Annotated in this window: 18 protein-coding genes; 5 read left to right on the top strand and 13 right to left on the bottom strand. The window is 54.7% G+C overall.

What is annotated here, in order from left to right; genetic code table 11:
* Positions 1-222: 222 nt before the first annotated feature.
* From AC2TDA_RS04220 to AC2TDA_RS04270, 11 genes are all read right to left on the bottom strand, one after another.
* The gene (locus AC2TDA_RS04220) at positions 223-624 is read right to left on the bottom strand and encodes a VOC family protein (RefSeq protein ID WP_480846879.1); all 402 of its coding nucleotides are present in this window, start codon (positions 622-624) and stop codon (positions 223-225) included.
* Entirely contained in the window at positions 621-1,442 is an 822-nt protein-coding gene (locus AC2TDA_RS04225) for an arginyltransferase (RefSeq protein ID WP_480846881.1), read from the bottom strand. The genes AC2TDA_RS04220 and AC2TDA_RS04225 overlap by 4 nt, the downstream gene beginning before the upstream one ends.
* 76 nt (positions 1,443-1,518) lie before the next feature.
* Positions 1,519-1,950, bottom strand: coding sequence for an RDD family protein (locus AC2TDA_RS04230; RefSeq protein WP_480878902.1), 432 nt, complete (start codon positions 1,948-1,950; stop codon positions 1,519-1,521).
* 64 nt (positions 1,951-2,014) lie between these two features.
* Entirely contained in the window at positions 2,015-2,440 is a 426-nt protein-coding gene (locus AC2TDA_RS04235; protein ID WP_480878903.1) for a DUF2852 domain-containing protein, read from the bottom strand.
* A gap of 243 nt (positions 2,441-2,683) precedes the next feature.
* Positions 2,684-2,995, bottom strand: a complete 312-nt coding sequence (locus AC2TDA_RS04240; RefSeq protein WP_480878904.1) for a hypothetical protein — start codon at positions 2,993-2,995, stop codon at positions 2,684-2,686.
* A gap of 119 nt (positions 2,996-3,114) precedes the next feature.
* Positions 3,115-5,178, bottom strand: a complete 2,064-nt coding sequence (locus tag AC2TDA_RS04245; RefSeq protein ID WP_480878905.1) for a glycosyltransferase — start codon at positions 5,176-5,178, stop codon at positions 3,115-3,117.
* Positions 5,175-6,257, bottom strand: coding sequence for a hypothetical protein (locus AC2TDA_RS04250; protein ID WP_480878906.1), 1,083 nt, complete (start codon positions 6,255-6,257; stop codon positions 5,175-5,177). Before AC2TDA_RS04250 ends, AC2TDA_RS04245 begins: the two co-directional genes overlap by 4 nt.
* Before the next feature lie 5 nt (positions 6,258-6,262).
* Complete coding sequence (locus AC2TDA_RS04255; RefSeq protein WP_480878907.1) at positions 6,263-6,586, bottom strand: hypothetical protein; 324 nt, start codon at positions 6,584-6,586, stop codon at positions 6,263-6,265.
* Between the two features lie 78 nt (positions 6,587-6,664).
* On the bottom strand, positions 6,665-8,737 hold the full coding sequence (locus AC2TDA_RS04260; protein WP_480878908.1) for a hypothetical protein: 2,073 nt from the start codon (positions 8,735-8,737) through the stop codon (positions 6,665-6,667).
* Between the two features lie 548 nt (positions 8,738-9,285).
* Entirely contained in the window at positions 9,286-10,170 is an 885-nt protein-coding gene (locus AC2TDA_RS04265; RefSeq protein ID WP_480878909.1) for a radical SAM protein, read from the bottom strand.
* A gap of 705 nt (positions 10,171-10,875) precedes the next feature.
* On the bottom strand, positions 10,876-11,997 hold the full coding sequence (locus tag AC2TDA_RS04270; protein ID WP_480878910.1) for a linear amide C-N hydrolase: 1,122 nt from the start codon (positions 11,995-11,997) through the stop codon (positions 10,876-10,878).
* A 480-nt stretch (positions 11,998-12,477) separates the two neighbouring features.
* Between AC2TDA_RS04270 and AC2TDA_RS04275 the strand changes: the two genes are divergently transcribed.
* Genes AC2TDA_RS04275 through AC2TDA_RS04295 form a run of 5 tightly spaced genes read left to right on the top strand, consistent with a single transcriptional unit; the run spans position 12,478 to position 17,711 of the window.
* Complete coding sequence (locus AC2TDA_RS04275) at positions 12,478-12,867, top strand: DUF4440 domain-containing protein (RefSeq protein WP_480878912.1); 390 nt, start codon at positions 12,478-12,480, stop codon at positions 12,865-12,867.
* Complete coding sequence (locus AC2TDA_RS04280) at positions 12,864-15,656, top strand: [protein-PII] uridylyltransferase family protein (protein WP_480878913.1); 2,793 nt, start codon at positions 12,864-12,866, stop codon at positions 15,654-15,656. The genes AC2TDA_RS04275 and AC2TDA_RS04280 overlap by 4 nt, the downstream gene beginning before the upstream one ends.
* Positions 15,643-15,915, top strand: coding sequence for a hypothetical protein (locus tag AC2TDA_RS04285; RefSeq protein WP_480846899.1), 273 nt, complete (start codon positions 15,643-15,645; stop codon positions 15,913-15,915). Before AC2TDA_RS04280 ends, AC2TDA_RS04285 begins: the two co-directional genes overlap by 14 nt.
* 42 nt (positions 15,916-15,957) lie before the next feature.
* On the top strand, positions 15,958-17,160 hold the full coding sequence (locus tag AC2TDA_RS04290) for an RSP_2647 family RNA methyltransferase (RefSeq protein ID WP_480878914.1): 1,203 nt from the start codon (positions 15,958-15,960) through the stop codon (positions 17,158-17,160).
* Entirely contained in the window at positions 17,157-17,711 is a 555-nt protein-coding gene (locus AC2TDA_RS04295) for an RSP_2648 family PIN domain-containing protein (protein WP_480878915.1), read from the top strand. Before AC2TDA_RS04290 ends, AC2TDA_RS04295 begins: the two co-directional genes overlap by 4 nt.
* A gap of 61 nt (positions 17,712-17,772) precedes the next feature.
* Here the strand turns inward: AC2TDA_RS04295 and AC2TDA_RS04300 are convergent, their stop codons facing one another.
* Complete coding sequence (locus AC2TDA_RS04300) at positions 17,773-18,462, bottom strand: M48 family metallopeptidase (protein WP_480878916.1); 690 nt, start codon at positions 18,460-18,462, stop codon at positions 17,773-17,775.
* Positions 18,463-18,658: 196 nt separating this feature from the next.
* Positions 18,659-20,371, bottom strand: coding sequence for a hypothetical protein (locus AC2TDA_RS04305; RefSeq protein ID WP_480878917.1), 1,713 nt, complete (start codon positions 20,369-20,371; stop codon positions 18,659-18,661).
* Positions 20,372-20,422 lie beyond the last annotated feature (51 nt).

A 20,422-nucleotide genomic window follows, 5' to 3' on the forward strand; every position in this document is an offset into this window, starting at 1 on the left:
ACAGGTAGAACCTTGGGCTTCTCAACCCTCAAGCGATGGTCTCTGCTGCACAATTGCGGGCCAATTCCAGCGCGGGCCGGAAGCCCAATCCAACACTTCCACCAGTTACGTTAGCCTGTTTCCCCGAATGATCGGGAATGTCGGAGAGTGTTCAGTGCTGCATTATCTATCGTTTGGGAGAATACCGACGCAGATTGAAACGGAGTTGCCGCCGAGAAAACCTCAACTGAATTGGATAAGATCCCAGCGATTTCCAAAGGGGTCCCGCCACACAGCGACGATGCCATAAGGTTCGTGCCGTGGGTCTTCCTCAAAGATCACGCCCGCAGTCAGCATAGCAGCGTGGTCTCGTTGGAAGTCATCGGTCTCAAGGAAGAACCCGACACGTCCTCCGGTTTGATTTCCAATGGCGGCTTTCTGATCCGCACCGTCAGCGGTCGCCAACAAAAGCGACGTTCCCTCTGAACCCGGAGGTGTCACACGCACCCAGCGTTTTCCATCTCCAAGGTCGATATCCTGCGTCAGAGAAAAACTGAGAACCTTCGTATAAAACGAAATCGCAGCGTCGTAGTCTGGCACCACGATGGTGATGGCGTGCAAACTCTGCCGAATGTTGTTTGTCATTTGGTAGGGCGTCTGTCGGGCAGTTGAATGCCAGCTACCTGTTCCGCGATGGGTTGGGTGGACAGCGGATGATGCGTAATATCGGCTAGTTTGTCAGGGTTGCTGACCGGGCGCCACTCGTTGCGCATAAATACTTCAAGGCCCGCGAATTTCGCCTTGTATCCCATCTTGGGGCTGCCCGGTACCCAATACCCAAGGTAAACGTAGGGCAGGCCAGCTTCTCGCGCGATTTCGATGTGGTCCAAAATCATGTATGTGCCCAGCGAGTTTTGCTGCAACGCGGGATCGTAAAACGAGTAGACCATGCTAAGACCGTCATCCAGTACATCGGTCAGGCTGACGGCAATCAGGTTACCGGTGTCCGGGTCGGCATATTCAACCACGCGACTGCGGATCGGCGTTTCTTCGATCATGGCGGCAAATTCGAACACGTCCATGTCGGCCATACCGCCATCGGCGTGGCGGGCGTCCAGATAGCTGCGGAACAATTCGAACTGGTCGTCCGTGGCCCAAGGCGACGTCGCGCGCCGCTGCAGGTAGGAATTGCGCTTTACCGCGCGCTTCTGGCTTTTGCTCGGTGAGAACTTTGAGACGTCCAGCCGCGCGGACAGACAGGCAGAGCACTCGCTGCAAGACGGGCGATAGAGTACGTTCTGCGAGCGTCGAAATCCTTGTTGCGACAGGGAATTGTTCAGCTGATCGGCGCCATCGCCCTGAAGAGCTGTGAATAGTTTACGCTCCATCCTGCCCTCAAGGTAAGGGCAGGGCTGGGGTGCCGTCACATAGAACTGTGGCGCTATTGGCAGCGTGTGTCGCATGTAGTTCCCGTGTTTCCTGGAACCGAATGATAGCAATGGTTCCGGGACCCGCCAAGTGATTCACGCAATCGGGATCTCAGGCGCGCTGGTTGATCATTACGGTTCCCAGGAATGCGTCCGTCAGACCCTGACAGCGGGCGCTGGTCAACATCATGATGACCGAGATGATTTGGATGACCGGAAATGCCATGCTGACAAAGTATCCGGCTGTGTGGGCGACAGCCTTACCGGTATCCATTCGGGCGCCGAAGGCGTCACGCAGTTCGATGCCCATGAACCGCATTCCTAAGGTGGCGGATCCGTTTGCGATGGTGACGACGCGATAGACGAAACTGACGACAGCGTAGATCAGGGCCAGAATGAAAAAGCCCATACCGAAAGTCAGCAGGATCGCCACAGTACAGAGCAGCGAAATAAAGGCGATGTCGAATAGCCAGGCGAAAAATCTTTTGGTCGCAACGGATTGATAGAATTCCGGCTGAGTGTCGGGGTCGGGCAGATGGGTCATAAAGGAAGTCCGGGTGATGATCTTGGACACCCTGTCCCGATTGTCGGGACAGGGCAAGTTCGTATCAGGCGCGCTCGCCGTTTTCGGCGTCGTCGTCGTTGTTCTCGCGGGCGCGGTCTTCCATGAACTGGTCGAACTCGGCCTTGTCCTTGGCCTCACGCAGGCGGCGCAGGAAGGACTCGAAATCCTGTTGTTCGCGCTCCAGACGAGCCAACGTATCGGCCTTGTAGGCGTCAAATGCACTGTTGCCGGACGGCTTCATTGCGCTCATGTGGCTGTGCCAGGATTTGCGGCGGCTGCAGGATTTGCTGAACATGCGTTTGCTCCAGATCATGTAGGCCAGAAATGCAAGACCAATGGGCCAGAAGAAGATAAAGCCAAGGACCATGGCGGCGATCCAGGCACCTTTGCCTTTACTGTCAAGCCAGGCTTCGGCACGGTAAAGCCACCCCGGACTTGAAGGGACGGCGGTGTCGGACAATGCGGTCATTTTGGATCTCCGGGTTGATGTAAATTGCGTTCACATTGTCTAGATGGGGCAGCTCTCGCGATCTTGCAAGGGGTAATGTGAAAAAGATTTACATTTTGTCCTCGATAGCGATCGGCTTTGGAAGAGCATGCAGAAAGCAGAATTGGTCACATCTAAACACTACGAAGACGCAGTACCTGCTTCGCCCGGATTCATTTGACATCGTCGTTCCGGCAGGGGTTCTTTCAGCGCGGCCAGAGTTTGCTAACTTAAAAGGTTAATTTCGTGCCCGTCGATGATTATCGCAAGATCCCAGAATTTTCTGATTTCCTCTTCAGCGGCCTGCGCTGCCGGTTGTTCATCGGGAACGCGTTCAATACGGAAACCGAACTGTTCAAATCCGCAAAAATCCACTCGGCTTAAAATTATCGGAAACACATCTCTTTCTATTGCGGCAGCGGCCAGAAACCTGGCGACTTTGCAAACAGGGTCCGGCGGTTCAAATATCCTGACACCGATGTATGTGTGGCCAACCGGTTCGTGGTCCCAAAGTGCGATTGACGGCGTCAGGTTCATTTGGGGAAACACAACTTTCCCACATGGCCGGGCTTTCTGATTGTCGTAAATCAGATCGTCCAGATGGGCAGGTCGTTCTGGTGACGTTCTACTGAGAATTTTGAACCAATTGTTTTCCGTCATTTGCTGTGCCTGGTCTCGGCTATTAATTCAGCCGCCTTCGATACTCCCGCTTCTGGTAACTCTATTTTACTCAATGCAGATCGAAAGATTTCCACGCCGCCGTAACCCAAGCAATCTGATAGGGTCCGCTCCAATTTCATGAATTCTCTTTCGGTGATCGTAGCGCAAAGATCACGGTCAGACAAAGCTCTGGCGCGTCGCTCTTGGTCGTCCAAATAGGGTGCCGATTGTGGGATCAAGATCGCAGGAAATTTGTGGTAGAGGATTTCGTGGACCGAATTGTAACCCGCCGCCGATATGACCAAATCTGCAGCGGCGCACAGCGACGTAGCCTCTAAAGTTTGAACCACTCGGGTGTTTTTCCAACCAAACGCAGCAGGTTGGACCTTGCTTCCGGGCCAAGTGACAATCAGATGCAGGCAGTCGGATCGAGCTTCTAGAATCCCGGATATTGCTTGCAATTGCGCGGATCTTTCCGAAGCTACTCCGCCACCTAACATGCTGACGACTAATTGCCTAAAGTTCTGCCCCAATCGTTCGGCCAGACGCGCCCTGAGACGCTCGCGCTCTTCTTCGGATTGAGCCAATTCGCGAAAAATGGGACCGACGTTATGTACGTGTTCGCCATAACTGTAGGCGTCATTGAGCTCTTCAAAGGCCTCCGTCGGTACAATGACCCGATCGAACACACTTTCTCGTTGAAGCATGCCTATTCTTGATCGGCCTTTGGGCCATAAGCCCCGCCGAATCCAAACTGCCGACAATCGGTGCTCAAGGATAACCCGGTAGACTGAATCGAAAACATAACCGCCGTCAAAAACCAACATGTCATTTTCTTGAAGCGCGGCACCCAGACGGCGATAGGTCAAGATGTCATTGGCGTTGGAATGGTCGTTTAGATCGGTTCGCGCGACCAGTGGAATGCAATCTATGCCTTCGCGCCTGACAAGCGGTACGCAACTGGGAAAGGCAGCGAACATTGATGGCATATCGTTCGGTAGGGCTTTGGCGATAATGGCGCATCGTTGTGCGTGCCCTAACCCCACCCCATTCGTAGGCAAGAAAATGGTTTTTTGTTCCGTCCGCACGGGTTGGTGCTTTTTTGCAGTGAGGTCCGCTGCGGTTTCCAGACGAGAAATGTCTACTGTATGCAACCACTGAGATTTTGATGCCTGTTCCGCGATGTGGGGAATGTTTCCAAGCACTTTCCCAGTGAGATACCCATCCAAAGCAAATAGTGTCTTGGGCCCAAGCAATGCGGGCGCGCCAGATGACATGAGGACTTCATCCTCGGTGCAATCAATAGCAACGCCACCGGCAGCCATCAGCTCGACCGCAAGCGCCGCCATGCGAATGCCGGCAATGCCGTGTCCGAACATCGCTAGAATATCTGTCGAATTGGCCAGTGTAAGAGGCGAGAGATCCGTATAAAGAATCGTGGGCAAATCGTGGAAAAGTGACGATTTTATTGCCTCGTTTTGTGCCCCGCTTACAACGAGCTTTAAATTGTAGCTACCTTGGGTGCTCATCCGAGACAGGCAAGACAACGTTTCGGGGCCGTCCAACTCCATTGAACCTAAGACAATCGTAACAGTTGCCGTCTCGCCAGCTGGCCGTGAAACCGGCCGAACTTCAGAGACCAAGGGACTGACGGCTGACGGTAGCATCGGTCGGGGCTGGAAATCTGTGAGGTCGATTACGTCGGCTTCGCGCCCAAGTGCATATGCCAGGCGTGCTTTGGCACCTATGTAACTCTGCTGAGACTTGAAGCGGCCCATGGCGATCACCGGAATATCCGCATCAAGCTGCATTTGCCTTAGGGAAGCAAGGAGGAGGTCGTCGATTTCCTCAGCGCCGAGGATAAAGATAGTTTCCGCTTTATGCTCTGCAGGATCGACAAGGAATTTGGCCGCCTCGTAAATTCTGCCACGCCCCGCATCATCGGGCAAATACTCGGCTCCTATGCAGGTATTGAAACCGCGCGCTGAAAGTTGCTCGGCCAAAATCAATTGCGCGTCGAACGATCGTAACGAACGCGAACCGGCCTCAATATAGATCATTTCGATACCCCGCTGTCAGCGGCCAGAACACTGGAAAGCATCAATCTGAAGTTTTGCGCGGAAAAGCGTTCCAGAGCCGATTGTGACCTGGAAACCTGCGCGTGGTATTGGCGCGGGTGAGCAACAAGGTTGGATATGATCCCGTCAACTTCCGCCGGGTGACAGGTTAGAACAGCATCACCGAAAGTCTTCCCGGTATTGGAATCGGTAAGAACCACCTTTCCGGCGGCAAGTGCTTCGGCAATCACGCGCCCAAAACTCTCCTGCCAAGTTGGCGCTGTAAAATAAACGTAAAAATCTATCATTCCAAAAAACTCGTCAACACTAATGGCATCAAATGGTAGCATGTTCCAATGTGTGCGAAGAACACCGGCATCCAACAATGCATCCGCACCGAGAATGATATTGCACTGAGAATGCTTCGGAAAACACCTATCAAGGTCGGCAAGAGTGGGAAATTTCTCAAACCCTGGTCGCGAATGTCTCCCGCGGCGGTCCTTTGGTTTCTCGCACGTGTCGCATACTACAGCGGGACAAATGTTGAACCAGTCAGTTTCGAGAACTTCCCAATGTCGCGCTTCGGGAGATTTGGACAACCAACTTTCTACGGTCTTTCGGTTATACGGCGAAATTGGTGCGAGCGATTTCCTTAGCGCAAGCGTTGATACATCAATCTGACCGAGACAGTTTGCAACGTCGAAACCTTCTTCCCCGCCCGGTCGCAGAAAATTCTCATGCGTAACAACCATCAATTCCCGAGCGAAAATTCTAGCGTCCAACGAGTCCTGAAACTTCAGGAAAGACGGATTATGGAGGATAACAATATCTGCACTTATCCTCGATGCGTCCCAAACCAGCGGAATTCGCAACTCGTCGAGCACCTGCCGCAGCACGGGCGCCACATGTTGGTTTTCACCGAATGTCTTGGAGGTTATTGCGTGCACAACAACTTGCCCAAACTCCACGGCAACACTCAATTCTGCCGCGACCGCTGCAGAGGTGCCGCCCGAGAACCTGGGCTCAATAACATAGGCAATCTTGGGTCGATCCGAGCAACTGATGGCGTGAAGCACGGACATTGGTTTTAGTGTTGCAACGAGTTGGAAATTGATGAGTTATCAACTGCCGTGTCATCTGGATTGGCTTGTGCTCCAGAGGCATAGCCAAAATCCAGATTTCCACCTGACGCAGCTTCATAAAAGTTGCGTAGCTCTAGCGACAATTCATCTTCACCCGAGAGTAATTCCGGATTTTTTTCGAGGTAAGAATAGAGCGATTGGGTGTCATTATTAGATAAAAACTGATCTATGTTCAGTAGATGTTCAAGCGTGACCTCGGCGCGCGCGCCTTGCGACGTTGTTAAAAACAGTAGGGCAGTAACAATGCCGATGAGTCTGCTATCAGTCATCTGTAAAAACCGGAACGCTATCTATTAACTTTACCACAGATTGTCTCAATCCTTCGCTGTTAAAATTATACAGAGGAGTCACGGGCTCGTTGTTGCCCTGAGTTTCTTTAAAACCTGACTTCTTAGTTGATTTGTTTGGTTGCCAGCGGAAACGCTACGACTACTTCTTTTCGCTTTTGGTTTGGCTGAGGATTTTCCAGAGCCTTCTCCAGCCAACCACAACTCTACTATCCCGCTTGGGGTCTTGGAATTTGAACCGGTGAAATCCCGCAACAAAGCGCCAGCGGCTTCTGCCAGGGCGGCTGCTTTTGCGGCGTCCTGCCTATGGTAGAACCGAACATTGGATTGCTTTATCCCAAAGCCAACGCGTGCTGTTCCACTTAGAGCGTGACCTGAAGTTGTTAGTCCAGCTACGACAGAGTCCACAGCATCCGCCGAGACGCTGGTAGGTGCAAACAGCCTGAATTCCGCGCCTTCACCGCGAGAGATTGTTTCCAGTGTTTCGATGCCCTCGCCAAGCGGTACTGCAGCAGCCTTTGGCTCTGACGGCCTTGACCGCGGCTTCAATTGACGCGGTTGTGTGATCGCCGAATAAAGCGCCAGATCTTCAGGTTGAACCAAGGGGTCGGATGAGACTGTCCTCAACTCACTTTCAACCGGTTCTGACGAAAAAGGCACGTGCGGTTGATCTGCCAGATCAAGAACGGCCACGGTATCTGCAGTGGGAAGGTCTGAACTTGCGGCGATGACATTCAATCCACGTGGTTTAGGCTGATACGCCATAGCTTGCTTCGGCAATGACCCGCGTTCGTCCCAAGATGCAATCGGGGCAGGAGGTGTTAGAGAGGCTGGTTGAAACGACACGTCAAGCGGGCGCGGTGGGGGAGCGCTCGCAGCGACTAAAATAACAGTAGGATCAGTGTTTGCCGCAGCTCCGTCAGACAGGGCGATTGCCGTACCAAAAAATTCTGGCGTAATTGGATACCATACGAAATTTCTGTTCGCCTCTTGTTGAGGCCGAAGGCTGGAGACTTCCGTTGACAGCGAAGGTTGTTCGAGTGCCGGAACACTTGATCGAACACTGGGAGCGGATAGTAACACTACTGGTTCAATGACTTCAGGATCCATTGTCAGACTCGACAGAGGGGGCGTTAGCGAAGCAAAACTGTTTAAATCTTCGGTCGCTACCGAATTGGCGCCAGGTGAGGGCGATCTTGGTGCCGCGCCGGAAGCTTCGGGTAACAAAATCGTTTCACTTTCCTCAACCTTCGGCACGACAGGTTGCAGAACATTCGGCTGTACGATTTCCTCGCCTTGCAATGCGGCGGTTTCAGCTGTCTCTGCGCCCGTGATCCCCAATCCGATACTTTCACGCAGGCCCCACGAACCCCATCCTGAAGAAACAAAATAGATCGAAGACGAAGCGATCACACCGATGACACATCCAATGGCAACCGAGCCCAACCGAACCCTGGGTGATCGTTGCTGCTCTGCCAGATTCTTAAAAAGCTTTTTGCGAAGGCCGTTAGCAGCCTCCGTGGTGGATAGTTTTGTACGTAATCTCGATCTTTTTGGATCGCCTTTGACGAGTTTTACTTTGTCGTTCTTGGTGAGTATACTGCGGCGCTGCGATCGCCCGGTGATCTTGTTTTCGCGTCTCTTTGTTGTCGGGGTGTGTTTTGGCTCAGGCCCGGTGTTCTCGGGGTTTTTCTGACCGGTCCCGGACAGTTTTTTGTCTTGGCCTTGGGCTTTCGAAGGATCAGCGGATTTTCCCGCCGCGTTGCCGCCGACACTGTCGTTCTGGGCGCCATCGGCGCCACTCGGCAAGAAGTCTTCCGAATCACCAGTGCGACGCGCAAGCACCGCCTCTCTCTGATGCCGAGCTTCTTCAAGTCGATCTAGCCAAGTCTTTGGCGCCGGGGGGCGCTTTCTTGTGGTTGATTGGTCTTGTTTGTTGGGCCCCGATTTGGGCTCTTGAGTTTCTTCGCGCTTTCGACCACGTGCGGCAAGATTTTTTTCGCGCTGTATCCGAGCGTTTTCAAGCATCTCCTGCCAGTCAGGCGATTGTAAGAAATCATAGACTTCCGACACTTCATCGGCGTCTTTTTTGGCAACTTCAGGTAGCGTTCTTGCGTCGCTAGCCTTTGTCATGAGTTCCCCCGAACTGGCCGCCGAAATATGCTTTACGCTGTTGTAATCCGGTTAAGCCGAATACACTTCCGAGCGCCGAAAATTCAAAGATTAATCACCCTTAGACTATAAAATTGACTGCTCGAAGACAAGTAAGCCGGCGCTGGCGGATGCGTTCAAACTGTTCTGAATAAGAACGGGATAGCGTTTCATTGCCCAGCAAAAAGACCGTCAGTCAGCTAAAAGCAGTGCGGTTGGCGTTGGAGGGATTTTCCTGAGGGCCGGGATGCGCTTCGCAATGGAATGGACCGTAATCTGATGCAGAACAGCGCCAATCAGTTTAAGTGTATCGCAGTAGGGCTAATCTGATCGGTCGCGGCCTCTGAAAGACCGCTTTTCTTGATCATCCATTTTCGCAACAGCATCAGCATTGCTGTTTTGTCTCTCAACTCACCGCATTTTGACGACAATCATTACTCTTGATGGTCGATTGTTCGTCATTTCGAGCCCTCCTGAATAAATACACTGCGGCGGACCAAGACAGTTCAGGAAGCTCATACGGCCATTCTCTATTCCCACTTTGCGCGCGAAATCAGGATGTCAGCTACGCAAGAGCAAGTGTCGCGCGTGCATATTACTGAATCCTCTGGCAGGGTAATCTCTCGTCCGATTTCACCAATGCGTCCGCCTACACCGCACACTGCACGGTTCACAAACCCTTCGCCGGTTATCCTCAATGACTCTTTGCCCGCCTCACAGGTCCAACCGCGCCAGCGGTTTTCGGATCTGAGAATAAAAGCATTGGCTCGAAGTTCTTCCCGCGTACCGTCTGCACTTTGACGGGCCATTATTCCACGCGGATGGCGCAGCTGCCCATTCGAGCCGGGTGGCGTGGACATCCGCTCTTGCATCTTGGTGATCTGGGTTTCGCTGTAGGGATAGAGAGCGTGCCCGAACCCTACACGCAACGGCTTCATCACAATTCCGATGTGCGGAAAATCAGCACCAAGGTTACGGGCCACATCATAGCTCTCATCGAACCGATCCGGCAGCATTGTGATATTGACCTGAACGTGAATGACTTCCGACAAAATCTCGACGACCCGGTGCACATGCGCAAATTCAGCTTCTTCCAGATGAAAAGTCAGGATTAGGGAATCCAACTTGTCGCGAATGGCTTGCCAGAAACGTTCCGTTCGGGACCCGTTGGAAATCAAACTTACTTTCATATCGTGTGTGCGGGCGGCACCCAATATCTCTTTGATTTTTGGGTGAAGAGTTGGTTCGCCCCCAGTGAACTGCAACCAAACACGTTTACCTAAACCGGCCTGATAGTGCTCTTGCAAGGCTTCAATCATGCCCACAACGTCGCTCAGGCTTTGCCACCCTTTCGTTCCGTCATGTAGTGCGGGAGGGCAATAGCTGCATGCGTAGTTGCAGCGATTGCCGAGCATCCAATCTACTAAGACAACGTTTTTGTGAATTTTATCAGCATGTTCGATCCATTCCAGAGGTCGCACTTGCGTCTCTGACACTGGGTCAATTGCTTTTTTAGAATTGTTCGTCGACCGCATCAGAAGCGTACCTGCTTAAGCTAGTTGGCGAATTTCTGAATTTCCGAATGCCCGTTGTTCGCCCGTCATTGGTCTCTGGTAGCTGCTGCTGCACCGTACACCTAATCGCCATTAGGGTTGATGAACCCGCAAGAACTACAGTTTTCAAGGCCAGAACCACTCTCTCAGGACAATTCGCAAACGTCAGTTTAGAGCATTACAGCTCAGGCACCTTAGGCCAAATAGCCGAACCGAGCAATATTCCCCTCGAGGCGCTGGAAAACGACTAAGAGCCAGTCTCTGCAAGGGCAGCGATTCTGTTTCGTGCACCACCAAATGATCGCGCCATTTGGCAAAGGCAGCTTCGGTATGCTGGAATAGCGCTTAATCACGCTGTTACGACGAGCCGCTTCTGCGTCTGACCCTGCCGGTTCCTAGATTCCCGGGAGCGTTGAAGGCAGAACTGAGCAAACAAGCAATTGCCCAAATCTTCGACGAAGTTGTAGCCGGTTTCCGCCTTGCTCTGGGCGGGGGGGCTTCACCCCTCAAAGAATGTTCAGGATCCGCCTCAGCCCTCTGTTTGGCGGACCCCGTGCAATTCCGCCCTTAGTTGGAAGGTGTCATATCGACGATTGTTGGTTCACGATCCCCGCTCGTGGAAAAGCTGACCATCTCACTTCCCATTGCCCCAAAGTCGATTTGTTTGAGATCCACCATGTGAACCGTCCGGTCGAACATTGTGTGGTAGTAGTAAGTAAGGTTTTGGGAGTCGCTGGCGGCTGTGATCTGAGTTGCGCTGTAAAGCAAATCGTCAGATTGAACATTGTCCTCTGCGCCTTCGGCGGCATCCGGTGGAATATTGAAATTGTCCAGAATTCGGAATGCTTCACGAACGGTATCATAGCCCCCCTCGGTCTCACGGGCTGTTTGCGAGAAAGCTACAGCGCGGACAAAACGCGATGGCGGTGTAAAGTCTCCTGGAAGACCAATCATGCCGCTGCCCGCGCCCAGAGGTGCAAATGTCACCCCACTGACTTCGACTTGTGGAACACCGATTGCGGACAGGTTGACGAAATTGTTGAGGTTCGTCATGTGCCAGTCGTATGTCGGCGAGTTTGTAATCACACCCAGCGGCGCGTCGAAAACGGTCAACTCACCATTGATGTATTCGACTACGATCCGGTCGCCGAAGCGGTCTGCCACCAGCATGTGCAACGGGAAGGGGAAGCCGAGTGTCTCATCGACGACACCGACGACTCGAACGCCCTCAAGCCCGGCACGGACTTCTTCCACCGTTTCGAACTTGGACAGAACATAGCCGGCCAATAGATCGCCCGGGATCGAATTGTCGGCCTGCTCGGGATCATAGGCCTGATACTCAGTGAACCCGGGCAGATAGAACAGGCCTGCTGTAAGGCCTGCTTCGTTGATCCCATCGGCAGGTGCGCCATGATCCAGCATGCTGATACCGACCACACCAAACCGACCGTTCCACGACGCTCCCTCTTGTCCGTCCGGCATCTCTCCGGCGCTGTACTCAAAGTCACGCGGAACGATGTTTATCTTGGTTTGCAAGTCGAACGGTCCCCACTCGGCAGTTCTTGCACGGATGATACTTCCGTCCGAGCCGGTCAGCATGATCCCAGTGCATGCCCAAGCCATCGAGACTGAAGCAATCAGCGCGACACCGGCCCTGGCAGCCATCTTGAGGGTTTGGTTTATTTTCATAATGTTTCTCCGCGTTTGATAGTTGAAATCCAATACTGAACTCTTGCACGACGGCTCAATCTCAACGGAATATGCCGGATGAGAACCTAACACATGTCGTAGCCCACGCTGAGATACCGTACGGTGCCACAGCCAGCTTTTCCAGCAGGCGATTTCTTCGTACCGCGCTTAGCCAAGCGTTGCCGTCTTGTGTCGCGAATTACCCAGTACCACGAGCAAATGTCCATTTTGCCCACATGTGCACAGCAAGGGGCAACCAGCGTGAACCTGAAACGAACGCTAGCTTTGTGTCGTGTTTTTCTCGGCAACTTCGAAAAGGTCAGTTTTAACTGCGTTTGAAAGCCACTAGAGTCTGGGTGCACGAAGTTACGGAGATGCATTTGAACCAATGCCAATAATACCCACCCACATTCTTACAAGGCTATTTGGCCGGTTCCGGGTTACCGAATGAGCAATTTTCCAATTACACGGGACCACCAAATGCAAGATACTGAAATCGTAAAATCTCCGACACTTGATGAATTCCTGTCATTGGAAAAACAGGTCTGGGCCGCTCTGGTTGATGGTAACGCCCAAGCGGATCGTGCGCTGCTCAGCCCGGATTTTCTAGGGGTTTATCCAACCGGTTTTGCCAATCGCGACGATCATGTAGGGCAGTTCGCTGACGCGCCGACCATGGCGAAATTCGAACTCAGCGAGGTTAAATTGCGGGTCCTGACAACCGACGTTGTTCTTTTGTCTTATCGGGCCGAATACCTTCGTCCCGGTGCGTCCGGCTGGGAGACGATGTTGATTTCCTCCTTGTGGGAACGGCGCCATGACGTCTGGGTCAACAGTTTCAGCCAGGACACGCCGCTGGAGGCGAAATGACCAATCCACTTGCGATCCTCCGTACTCCGCGCGCTTTTGATCCGTCACTCGGGGATGAAACGCGCGCCTCGGTGCCGGATGTCACTCCCGAGCAGGCCGAGTTAATCGCCGGGACGGCTGGGTCCAGCCCATATTTGAAAGGGCTGATCGACATAGAGCGGGAATGGCTGCCAGAGGCGATGCACCAACCCGATCAAGCCCTGGCAGATGTAATGGGAACCGTACGCGCCCTGCCACCGGACCAGATGAAGCCGGGATTGCGGAAGGCCAAGCGGCGGTTGGCTTTGTTGACGGCACTGGCGGATTTGGCAGGGGCATGGCCGCTTGAAAAGGTGACTGCGGCGTTAACGGATTTTGGTGCGCTGGCTGCGGATGTTGCCGCCAAAGCCGAGATCGCGGCGCTGATCCGGCGCGGCAAGCTGCCGGGGATGACGGAATGCGACGTAGATACCGCTGCCGGCATGATCATTCTCGCGATGGGTAAGATGGGCGCACACGAGCTGAATTACAGCTCGGACATAGACCTGATCGTGCTGTTTGACGAAACGCGGTTCGATCCGGATGATTTTTACGAGGCGCGGCAAGGCATGGTCCGGGCGACGCGCAATTTCTGCGCAACGCTCAGCGATAAAACGGCTGATGGCTATGTATTTCGAACTGACCTGCGTTTGCGTCCGGACCCGGCCGTGACCCCGGTCTGCATGGCGGCTGAGGCGGCCGAGCGGTACTATGAAAGCCTAGGCCGAACATGGGAGAGGGCGGCTTACATCAAGGCGCGACCCTGTGCAGGAGACATTTCGGCGGGGCAGCGGTTTCTGGAAACATTGCGCCCGTTCATCTGGCGGCGGCATCTGGATTTCGCCGCCATTCAGGACGCCCACGACATGCGTCTGCGTATCCGTGAAAACAAGGGAACTGGCGGCGCCTTGTCCATCCCCGGTCACGACATGAAGCTGGGGCAGGGCGGTATTCGCGAGATCGAGTTCTTTACCCAAACGCGGCAATTGATCGCCGGCGGGCGCGACACCGACCTACGCGTGCGCGGGACTGTGACGGGCCTTGCGGCGCTGGCGGGGAAAGGTTGGGTGCCTCAGGATGTGGCCGACAAGCTGACGGATCACTACCGGGCCCACCGGGAAGTTGAGCACCGCATTCAGATGGTCCACGACGCGCAGACGCATAAGATCCCTCAATCGAAGGACGGGTTCGAAAGGGTCGCCTGCCTGATGGGGCTCAGCAGCGCTGAGTTGACCAGCGATCTAACCCGCCGGCTGGCCGAAGTGCACGATCTGACCGAGGGTTTTTTCGCCCCGGGACCCTCTGCCGCGCCTGCATCTGTTCAAGAGGTTTCCTTCGATCAGAATGTAATGGCCCGCTGGCCTACATATCCGGCACTCCGCTCGCAGCGCGGGGCACGAATATTCGAGCGGCTGAAGCCGGAAATCCTGTCGCGCCTTGCCAAAACCGCGCAGCCAGACGAAGCATTGCAGGCGCTCGACGGATTTCTCGCTGGGCTCCCTGCCGGTGTGCAGTTGTTTTCCTTGTTCGAGGCCAACCGACAACTGATCGATCTGCTGATCGACATCGTCGGCACCTCACACGCTCTGGCGTCTCATCTGTCGCGCAATGCTTCGGTGTTTGATGCGGTGATTGGCGGCAGTTTCTTTGCCGACTGGCCGGGCAGAACAGCGTTGGAAGCTGAGTTGTCAGACTCTCTGGCTGGGGAGACCGACTATGAATCGCAGCTGGATCTGGCGCGCCGCTGGTGCAAGGAATGGCACTTTCGCATCGGTGTGCATCACCTGCGCGGACTTATTGATGGCGCACAAGCAGGACAGCAATATGCCGAATTGGCAGCGGCCGTGATCGCCGCCATTCTGCCCTGTGTTACCGAGCAGTTCACCAAAAAACACGGCCCCGCGCCGGGGCGTGGAGCCGCCGTTCTGGGTATGGGGTCTTTGGGGGCCGGGCGGATCAATACACAGTCTGATCTGGATATGATCGTAATCTATGATCCGCTGGATCAGGACATGTCGGATGGCCCGCGACCTCTCGCTACTCGCACCTATTATGCACGGTTTACACAGGCGCTAATCACGGCGCTGTCTGCTCCGATGTCGCAGGGGCGGCTCTATGAAGTTGACATGCGCTTGCGCCCGTCCGGCAATCAGGGTCCGGTTGCGACCAGCTGGGCCAGTTTCACCAACTATCAGCAGAATGAGGCCTGGGTGTGGGAGCATCTCGCGCTAACACGCGCGCACGTGGTCGCAGGTGATGTCGGGTTGGGCGAAGACATTGAAACATTCCGCTCTGAGTTTCTGTCGCGCCCTCGTGATCGGGTGAAGGCTCTGCGCGAAGTGGCTGAGATGCGCACCCGGTTGGCGGCGGCGAAAGCGCCCGCGGGTGTTTGGGATGCCAAAAATGGTCCCGGTCGGATGATGGATATCGAACTGATTGCCGAAACGGGGGCTCTGTTTTCAGGAACCACTCAGCGAGACGTGCATTCCGGTCTGGATGGTACCGTCGCAGTCGGCTTGTTGGATGTCGCGCAGGCGCAAACCCTGAAAGACTGTTACGACTTATGCTGGTCCGTACAATGCGCGGCACGGTTGCTGTCTGGGAAAGTGATCGAGGCTGACAAGATCGGGGAGGGTGGCGCGGCTTTTCTGTGCCGGGCGACCGGTTTCGAACAGGTCGAACATCTGCAAGCCGCGCTGCAGAAGAGTTACGCAACTGCCGCCGATCTTATCGGTGGTGTCGTCGAGGAGGGCAATGATGGCGCGAAGTGATGATCCCAATGACCCCAAAGGGCTGATCCGAGAAGCTTATCGCATCGAAGGCATCGCCTTGCCCGAATGCCGCAGCATCTTTCTGGACTGGGCTCTGGGATTGCCCGCCGAGCGCGATCAGAGGCAGGCTCTGACCGAGTTGCACGCGGCTTATTCCGCGCAGGATGCAGACCATCCGATGACGCAGGTTTTGCGCGATGGGCTTGAGACGGCCGAAGCGCCGAAGCGACGCGGCGGTTGGCGCAAGCGAGCCCGCTGACAGGGTCTTTCCCCGCGCCGCATTCGAGACTATGAGGGCGCCATGACCCAAACAGTTGACCGCCCACGTATCCGCCTGAAACCCAAAGCCAATGCGCGCGGTCTGCGCCATGGATTCCCTTGGGTATATGCCAACGACATCGTTACAGACCGCCGCACGCGCAAGATCGCGGCAGGCGCTCTGGCCGTGCTTGAGGATGACAAGCGCGCGCCCATTGCGCTGGTCGCGGTAAACCCGGACTCGAAGATCATGTGCCGTGTGCTGGACCGGGATATCGGTGCTGATCTCAACGCAGAATGGTTCGAAACTCGCTTGCGGCGGGCGTTGGAACTGCGCGAACGCCTGTTCGATGCGCCTTATTATCGACTGATCCACGCCGAGGCCGATGGCTTTCCGGGTGTGATCATCGACCGATTTGGCGACGCCTGCGTGATCCAGCCCAACGCCGCATGGGTGGAAGTATATCTAGAGTTGCTGACTGAAGCACTGGTCAAGGTCACGGGCGTGACGATCGTTCTCAAGAACGCTTCGGGCCGGACCCGCGGGTTGGAGGGGCTGGACGATGTGAACAAGACCCTTCGCGGTCAGGCGCCGGAAGAACCTCTGCCCGTGCCCATGAACGGCGCTACTTATATGGCTGATCTGACCGGCGGGCAAAAAACAGGCTTGTTCTACGACCAACGCCCCAACCACGCGTTTGCGGCGCAGTTGGTTCATCCGCAAGCTCAGGTTCTGGATGTGTTCAGCCATGTGGGCGGCTTTGGACTTGCCATGCTCGCGGGTGGGGCCGCTCAGGCGCTGTCGGTAGACGGGTCTGCTGCAGCGCTGGAGCTGGCGGCCGAGGGGGCAGCGGCTTCAGGATTTGCAGACCGGTTTCAGACCCGGCAGGGCGATGCGTTTGAAGTTCTGACAAAGTTGGGGGAAGAGGGCGCACAGTTCGACGTTGTTATCTGCGATCCGCCAGCGTTTGCTCCGTCCAAACAAGCGCTTGACGCGGGGCTACGCGCTTATGAACGCGTCGCCCGTCTGGCGGCAATGCTGGTTAAACCAGGTGGTTATTTGGGCCTGTGCTCATGCTCGCATGCTGCTGACCTAGGACGATTCCGCGACGCATCCTCGCGCGGGATTGGCCGGGCAGGGCGCCAGGCGCAACTGATCCATACGGGCTTTGCCGGGCCGGATCATCCGCAACTGCCGCAACTGGCGGAAAGCGGATATCTCAAAGCCGTGTTCTACCGGCTATGAAGGTCGTACTGGATACCTGCGTCATCTATCCGACAGTGATGCGGGAAATGCTTCTGGGCGCTGCCAAGCTGGGCCATTTCACCCCCATCTGGTCGGGCAGAATTCTTGAAGAATGGGCCCGTGCCGCTCGCAAACTCGGACCCGAGGGCGAGGCGCAAGCACGTGCCGAAATAGCATTGGCTCAGATTCAGTGGCCGGATGCGGAGCGTCCTGCATCTGCTGGGCTGGAGCAGCGGCTTTGGTTACCAGACATCTCCGATATTCATGTGCTGGCAACCGCTGTTGTGTCGTCTGCCGATTTGATCATCACGGTTAACGCCAAGGATTTCCCGCGCAACATCCTTGCTGAAGAAGGGCTCGATCGTCGTGATCCGGACAGCTTCTTGCATGAGCTTTGGTTAAACGACTCTGACGGTATCGCCGATGTGGCATCCCGTGTTCTGGACGAGGCCAATCGCCTGTCTGGCAGCCAATGGACCCTGCGCGCTTTGATGAAAAAGGCACGCCTGCCTCGAGTTGGAAAAGCGCTGCAATCTAACTCTGTTCAATAGACCACTCGGAGAACTGCGAACGGATCGATTATCGGGGAAGGCTGGACCTACGCCGCGCTGCCTAACCTTTTACGCTCCACCGGTGTTCTAAGGCTTCTAACGCGGCGATCCGTTCATCTGTCTTGGGGTGGCTCATCAACCAGGCTGGAACCACACCTGCGCGTTGCTTGGTGAGGTCTTCCAGTTTCTGAAACAGCGACTTCTGAGGCCCGATCCCAATCCCGGCCTTGGTTAACAATGCAGCGGCATATTCATCCGCCTCGTATTCATCGCTGCGTGACAGTCGTGACGCAAGGAGAGCCGTCAGGGCATTGGCTATCCACGCTCCGATAAACGGAATAAAGCGGTTCAGAACCATCATAAGCGCCGCTCGCATGGCATTCTGGCCGGAAAAATCGATCATGCGACGGCGCGCATGCCCAAGCGCCACATGCCCTAGCTCATGCGCGATCACGCTGGCCATCTCCTCGGCCGAAACCTCGCCGCTACGGAATTTGCGATAAAAACCACGTGTAATGAAGATACGCCCGTCCGGAGCGGCTAGACCATTTACCGGATCGATCTCGTAAATGTAGACCGGCACACGCGCAACATCCAACGCGGCGGCCAGTCGATCGGTCATACGTTTCAGTACTGGATCAGCCAGTTCGGTCGATTTTGCATCCAATTCCCGATGCGTGCGCCAGACAGAAATCCGGTACATTACAACGGCATAGGCGATTGCCAGCAAGATTGGCGTGAGGCGCAGCATGACTTAGATATGGGCCAGTGCATCCCGGCTGGCAAGGGGGCAGAGTGGCAGCGGATCAGACAATCCTGAGTTCTCAATGTTCCATCGGGCCAACCATTGGTCGTCTGCTCATATTGCCCTGAGACCTAAGAAGGTCTCGTACTATGATCAATTGTAAGTGCTTCAGTTCCTTCAGCACTCGGCAGCAGGCACGCAGTTAGTATTGAGGGGTGGGCAAACCCAGATTATCGTGCAGATTCACCAGCGCCTCCGAAGTCAGGACCGCCCCTTTGGAGGCATCCAGGAATGCATGTTCTGCGTCCTTTTTTGCAACCAGGCTGTCAATTTTCAGGCCCTTGGCATCCGCGCGCAGGTCATCGCGTGCCGCTTCATAGGATTCCGCCTGCTTCAACTCGTCTTCCAAATTGTCGAACTTGTCATCATATTCGGGATCGGACGGATCAAGCGCGGCGATGTCATCGATAATCTCGTCACTGCTACGCCCGTCGTAGCTTTCATTCAGGGCACGTAAATCCCGACGGGTATCATAGAGTTGTTCGCGAAGATCGTAATACTCCGCCGCAGCAGCCTGATACGCGGCAATCTTTCCGACATTGCTGTTGGCAGAGGCATTTCTGAATGCTGGCGCAGCTGCCTTGGAGGCATTCAGGTTGCGCAGTTTGTCTGAGCCGTAGGGATCAGTGATCGCAGCCGCCAGAGGGTCACGATATCGGCGCTTCTTGTCGCCATAAATTGGGTCATCATAGCGAAGACGGTAGTCCGTTTCCTTGAGGCGGTAATTTTTATCAGGATATTGAAGATAACCCGGATCATAGGGGACAGGTTGGATCGTCACATCGTCCTTGTAGCGGTGTTTGGGTTGCGGCAACCCAAGGTGTCCGTGAAAATCTCCCAGTGTACTACGCGTCAGAGTACGTCCTTTGGAGGCGTCAAAAAAGGCCTCTTCAGCCACTTGCTGTGCATCGTAGGTTTGGTGTCCTAAATCTTTGACATCTGCGCGCAGGTCATCTCGGGCCTCCTCGTAGGCCTTCGCGTCCTGCAATGCGGCCTCCAACTTGTTGCGCTCGGTGTCATAATCGGGATCGGACGGATCCAATGCTTTGATGTCGTCGGCTATCTCTTCGCTGCTACGTCCGCCATAGCTTTTGTTCAGGTCGCGTAAATCTCGTCGTGCATCATAGAATTCTTTGCGCGTATCATAATACTCGGCCGCAGCAGCCTGATAGGTGGCAATTTTGCCGACATTGCTGTTGGCAGAGGCATTTCTGAACGCCGGGGAGGCTGCCTTGGCGGCATTCAGATTGCGCAGCTTGTCCGAGCCATAGGGATCAGTGATCGCCGCCACAAGCGGATCGCGGTACCGGTGCTTCTTGCGGCCATCCACGTCATGAAATCTGTTGTTGCGTGTAACCGGGCGGGGCGAGCGTTCAAGCGGTTTGACCGAGGCTGTCTGATATGAGCGTTTTTTTGAGGCTGAGTTACGCTCGGACTTCCGTGCAGGTTGCTTTCCGAACAACTGTCCGACGTCCCGTTTGAATTCGCGCCCAAACTCTGCAAGCGTGGTTTTCCTGACTTTTCCGTTCCCGGCTTTGCCAGCATAGGCTCCCTGATTCTTTCCTTTGTTTTGCTTTATGATCTTGTTGTTTTTCTGGGAGCCTACGGTCCGGACCCGGGACTTGTCTTGACCGGCTTTAGCATCGTTTCCTTTTGCAGAATTCCCTTTCCCATTTCCGCTGGCCTTGTTGCTATTGTTGCCTTTTCCTGCATTGCCGTTGCCTTTTCCCTTGTCGCTCTTTGCGTATGCTGCATCGGGCGATAACGATAATGTAGCTACCGCAGTGGATGTGATGATCAGTGCTGCGGCAGTCGCCACGGACGCAAAAATCGCGCGAAGTTCTTGATTGGTCATTTCAGCCCCCCAGCCTCAATTCGGTCAAAACATATCACGAAAAGGAAAACC

It is taken from the genome of Ruegeria sp. HKCCD6426 (assembly GCF_057221115.1).

Coding starts and splice junctions, on each gene's coding strand:
- AC2TDA_RS04220 (WP_480846879.1), bottom strand. CDS start 624: ATGACAAACAACATTCGGCAGAGTTTGCACGCCATCACCATCGTGGTG.
- AC2TDA_RS04225 (WP_480846881.1), bottom strand. CDS start 1,442: ATGCGACACACGCTGCCAATAGCGCCACAGTTCTATGTGACGGCACCC.
- AC2TDA_RS04230 (WP_480878902.1), bottom strand. CDS start 1,950: ATGACCCATCTGCCCGACCCCGACACTCAGCCGGAATTCTATCAATCC.
- AC2TDA_RS04235 (WP_480878903.1), bottom strand. CDS start 2,440: ATGACCGCATTGTCCGACACCGCCGTCCCTTCAAGTCCGGGGTGGCTT.
- AC2TDA_RS04240 (WP_480878904.1), bottom strand. CDS start 2,995: ATGAACCTGACGCCGTCAATCGCACTTTGGGACCACGAACCGGTTGGC.
- AC2TDA_RS04245 (WP_480878905.1), bottom strand. CDS start 5,178: ATGATCTATATTGAGGCCGGTTCGCGTTCGTTACGATCGTTCGACGCG.
- AC2TDA_RS04250 (WP_480878906.1), bottom strand. CDS start 6,257: ATGTCCGTGCTTCACGCCATCAGTTGCTCGGATCGACCCAAGATTGCC.
- AC2TDA_RS04255 (WP_480878907.1), bottom strand. CDS start 6,586: ATGACTGATAGCAGACTCATCGGCATTGTTACTGCCCTACTGTTTTTA.
- AC2TDA_RS04260 (WP_480878908.1), bottom strand. CDS start 8,737: ATGACAAAGGCTAGCGACGCAAGAACGCTACCTGAAGTTGCCAAAAAA.
- AC2TDA_RS04265 (WP_480878909.1), bottom strand. CDS start 10,170: ATGCTCGGCAATCGCTGCAACTACGCATGCAGCTATTGCCCTCCCGCA.
- AC2TDA_RS04270 (WP_480878910.1), bottom strand. CDS start 11,997: ATGAAAATAAACCAAACCCTCAAGATGGCTGCCAGGGCCGGTGTCGCG.
- AC2TDA_RS04275 (WP_480878912.1), top strand. CDS start 12,478: ATGCAAGATACTGAAATCGTAAAATCTCCGACACTTGATGAATTCCTG.
- AC2TDA_RS04280 (WP_480878913.1), top strand. CDS start 12,864: ATGACCAATCCACTTGCGATCCTCCGTACTCCGCGCGCTTTTGATCCG.
- AC2TDA_RS04285 (WP_480846899.1), top strand. CDS start 15,643: ATGGCGCGAAGTGATGATCCCAATGACCCCAAAGGGCTGATCCGAGAA.
- AC2TDA_RS04290 (WP_480878914.1), top strand. CDS start 15,958: ATGACCCAAACAGTTGACCGCCCACGTATCCGCCTGAAACCCAAAGCC.
- AC2TDA_RS04295 (WP_480878915.1), top strand. CDS start 17,157: ATGAAGGTCGTACTGGATACCTGCGTCATCTATCCGACAGTGATGCGG.
- AC2TDA_RS04300 (WP_480878916.1), bottom strand. CDS start 18,462: ATGCTGCGCCTCACGCCAATCTTGCTGGCAATCGCCTATGCCGTTGTA.
- AC2TDA_RS04305 (WP_480878917.1), bottom strand. CDS start 20,371: ATGACCAATCAAGAACTTCGCGCGATTTTTGCGTCCGTGGCGACTGCC.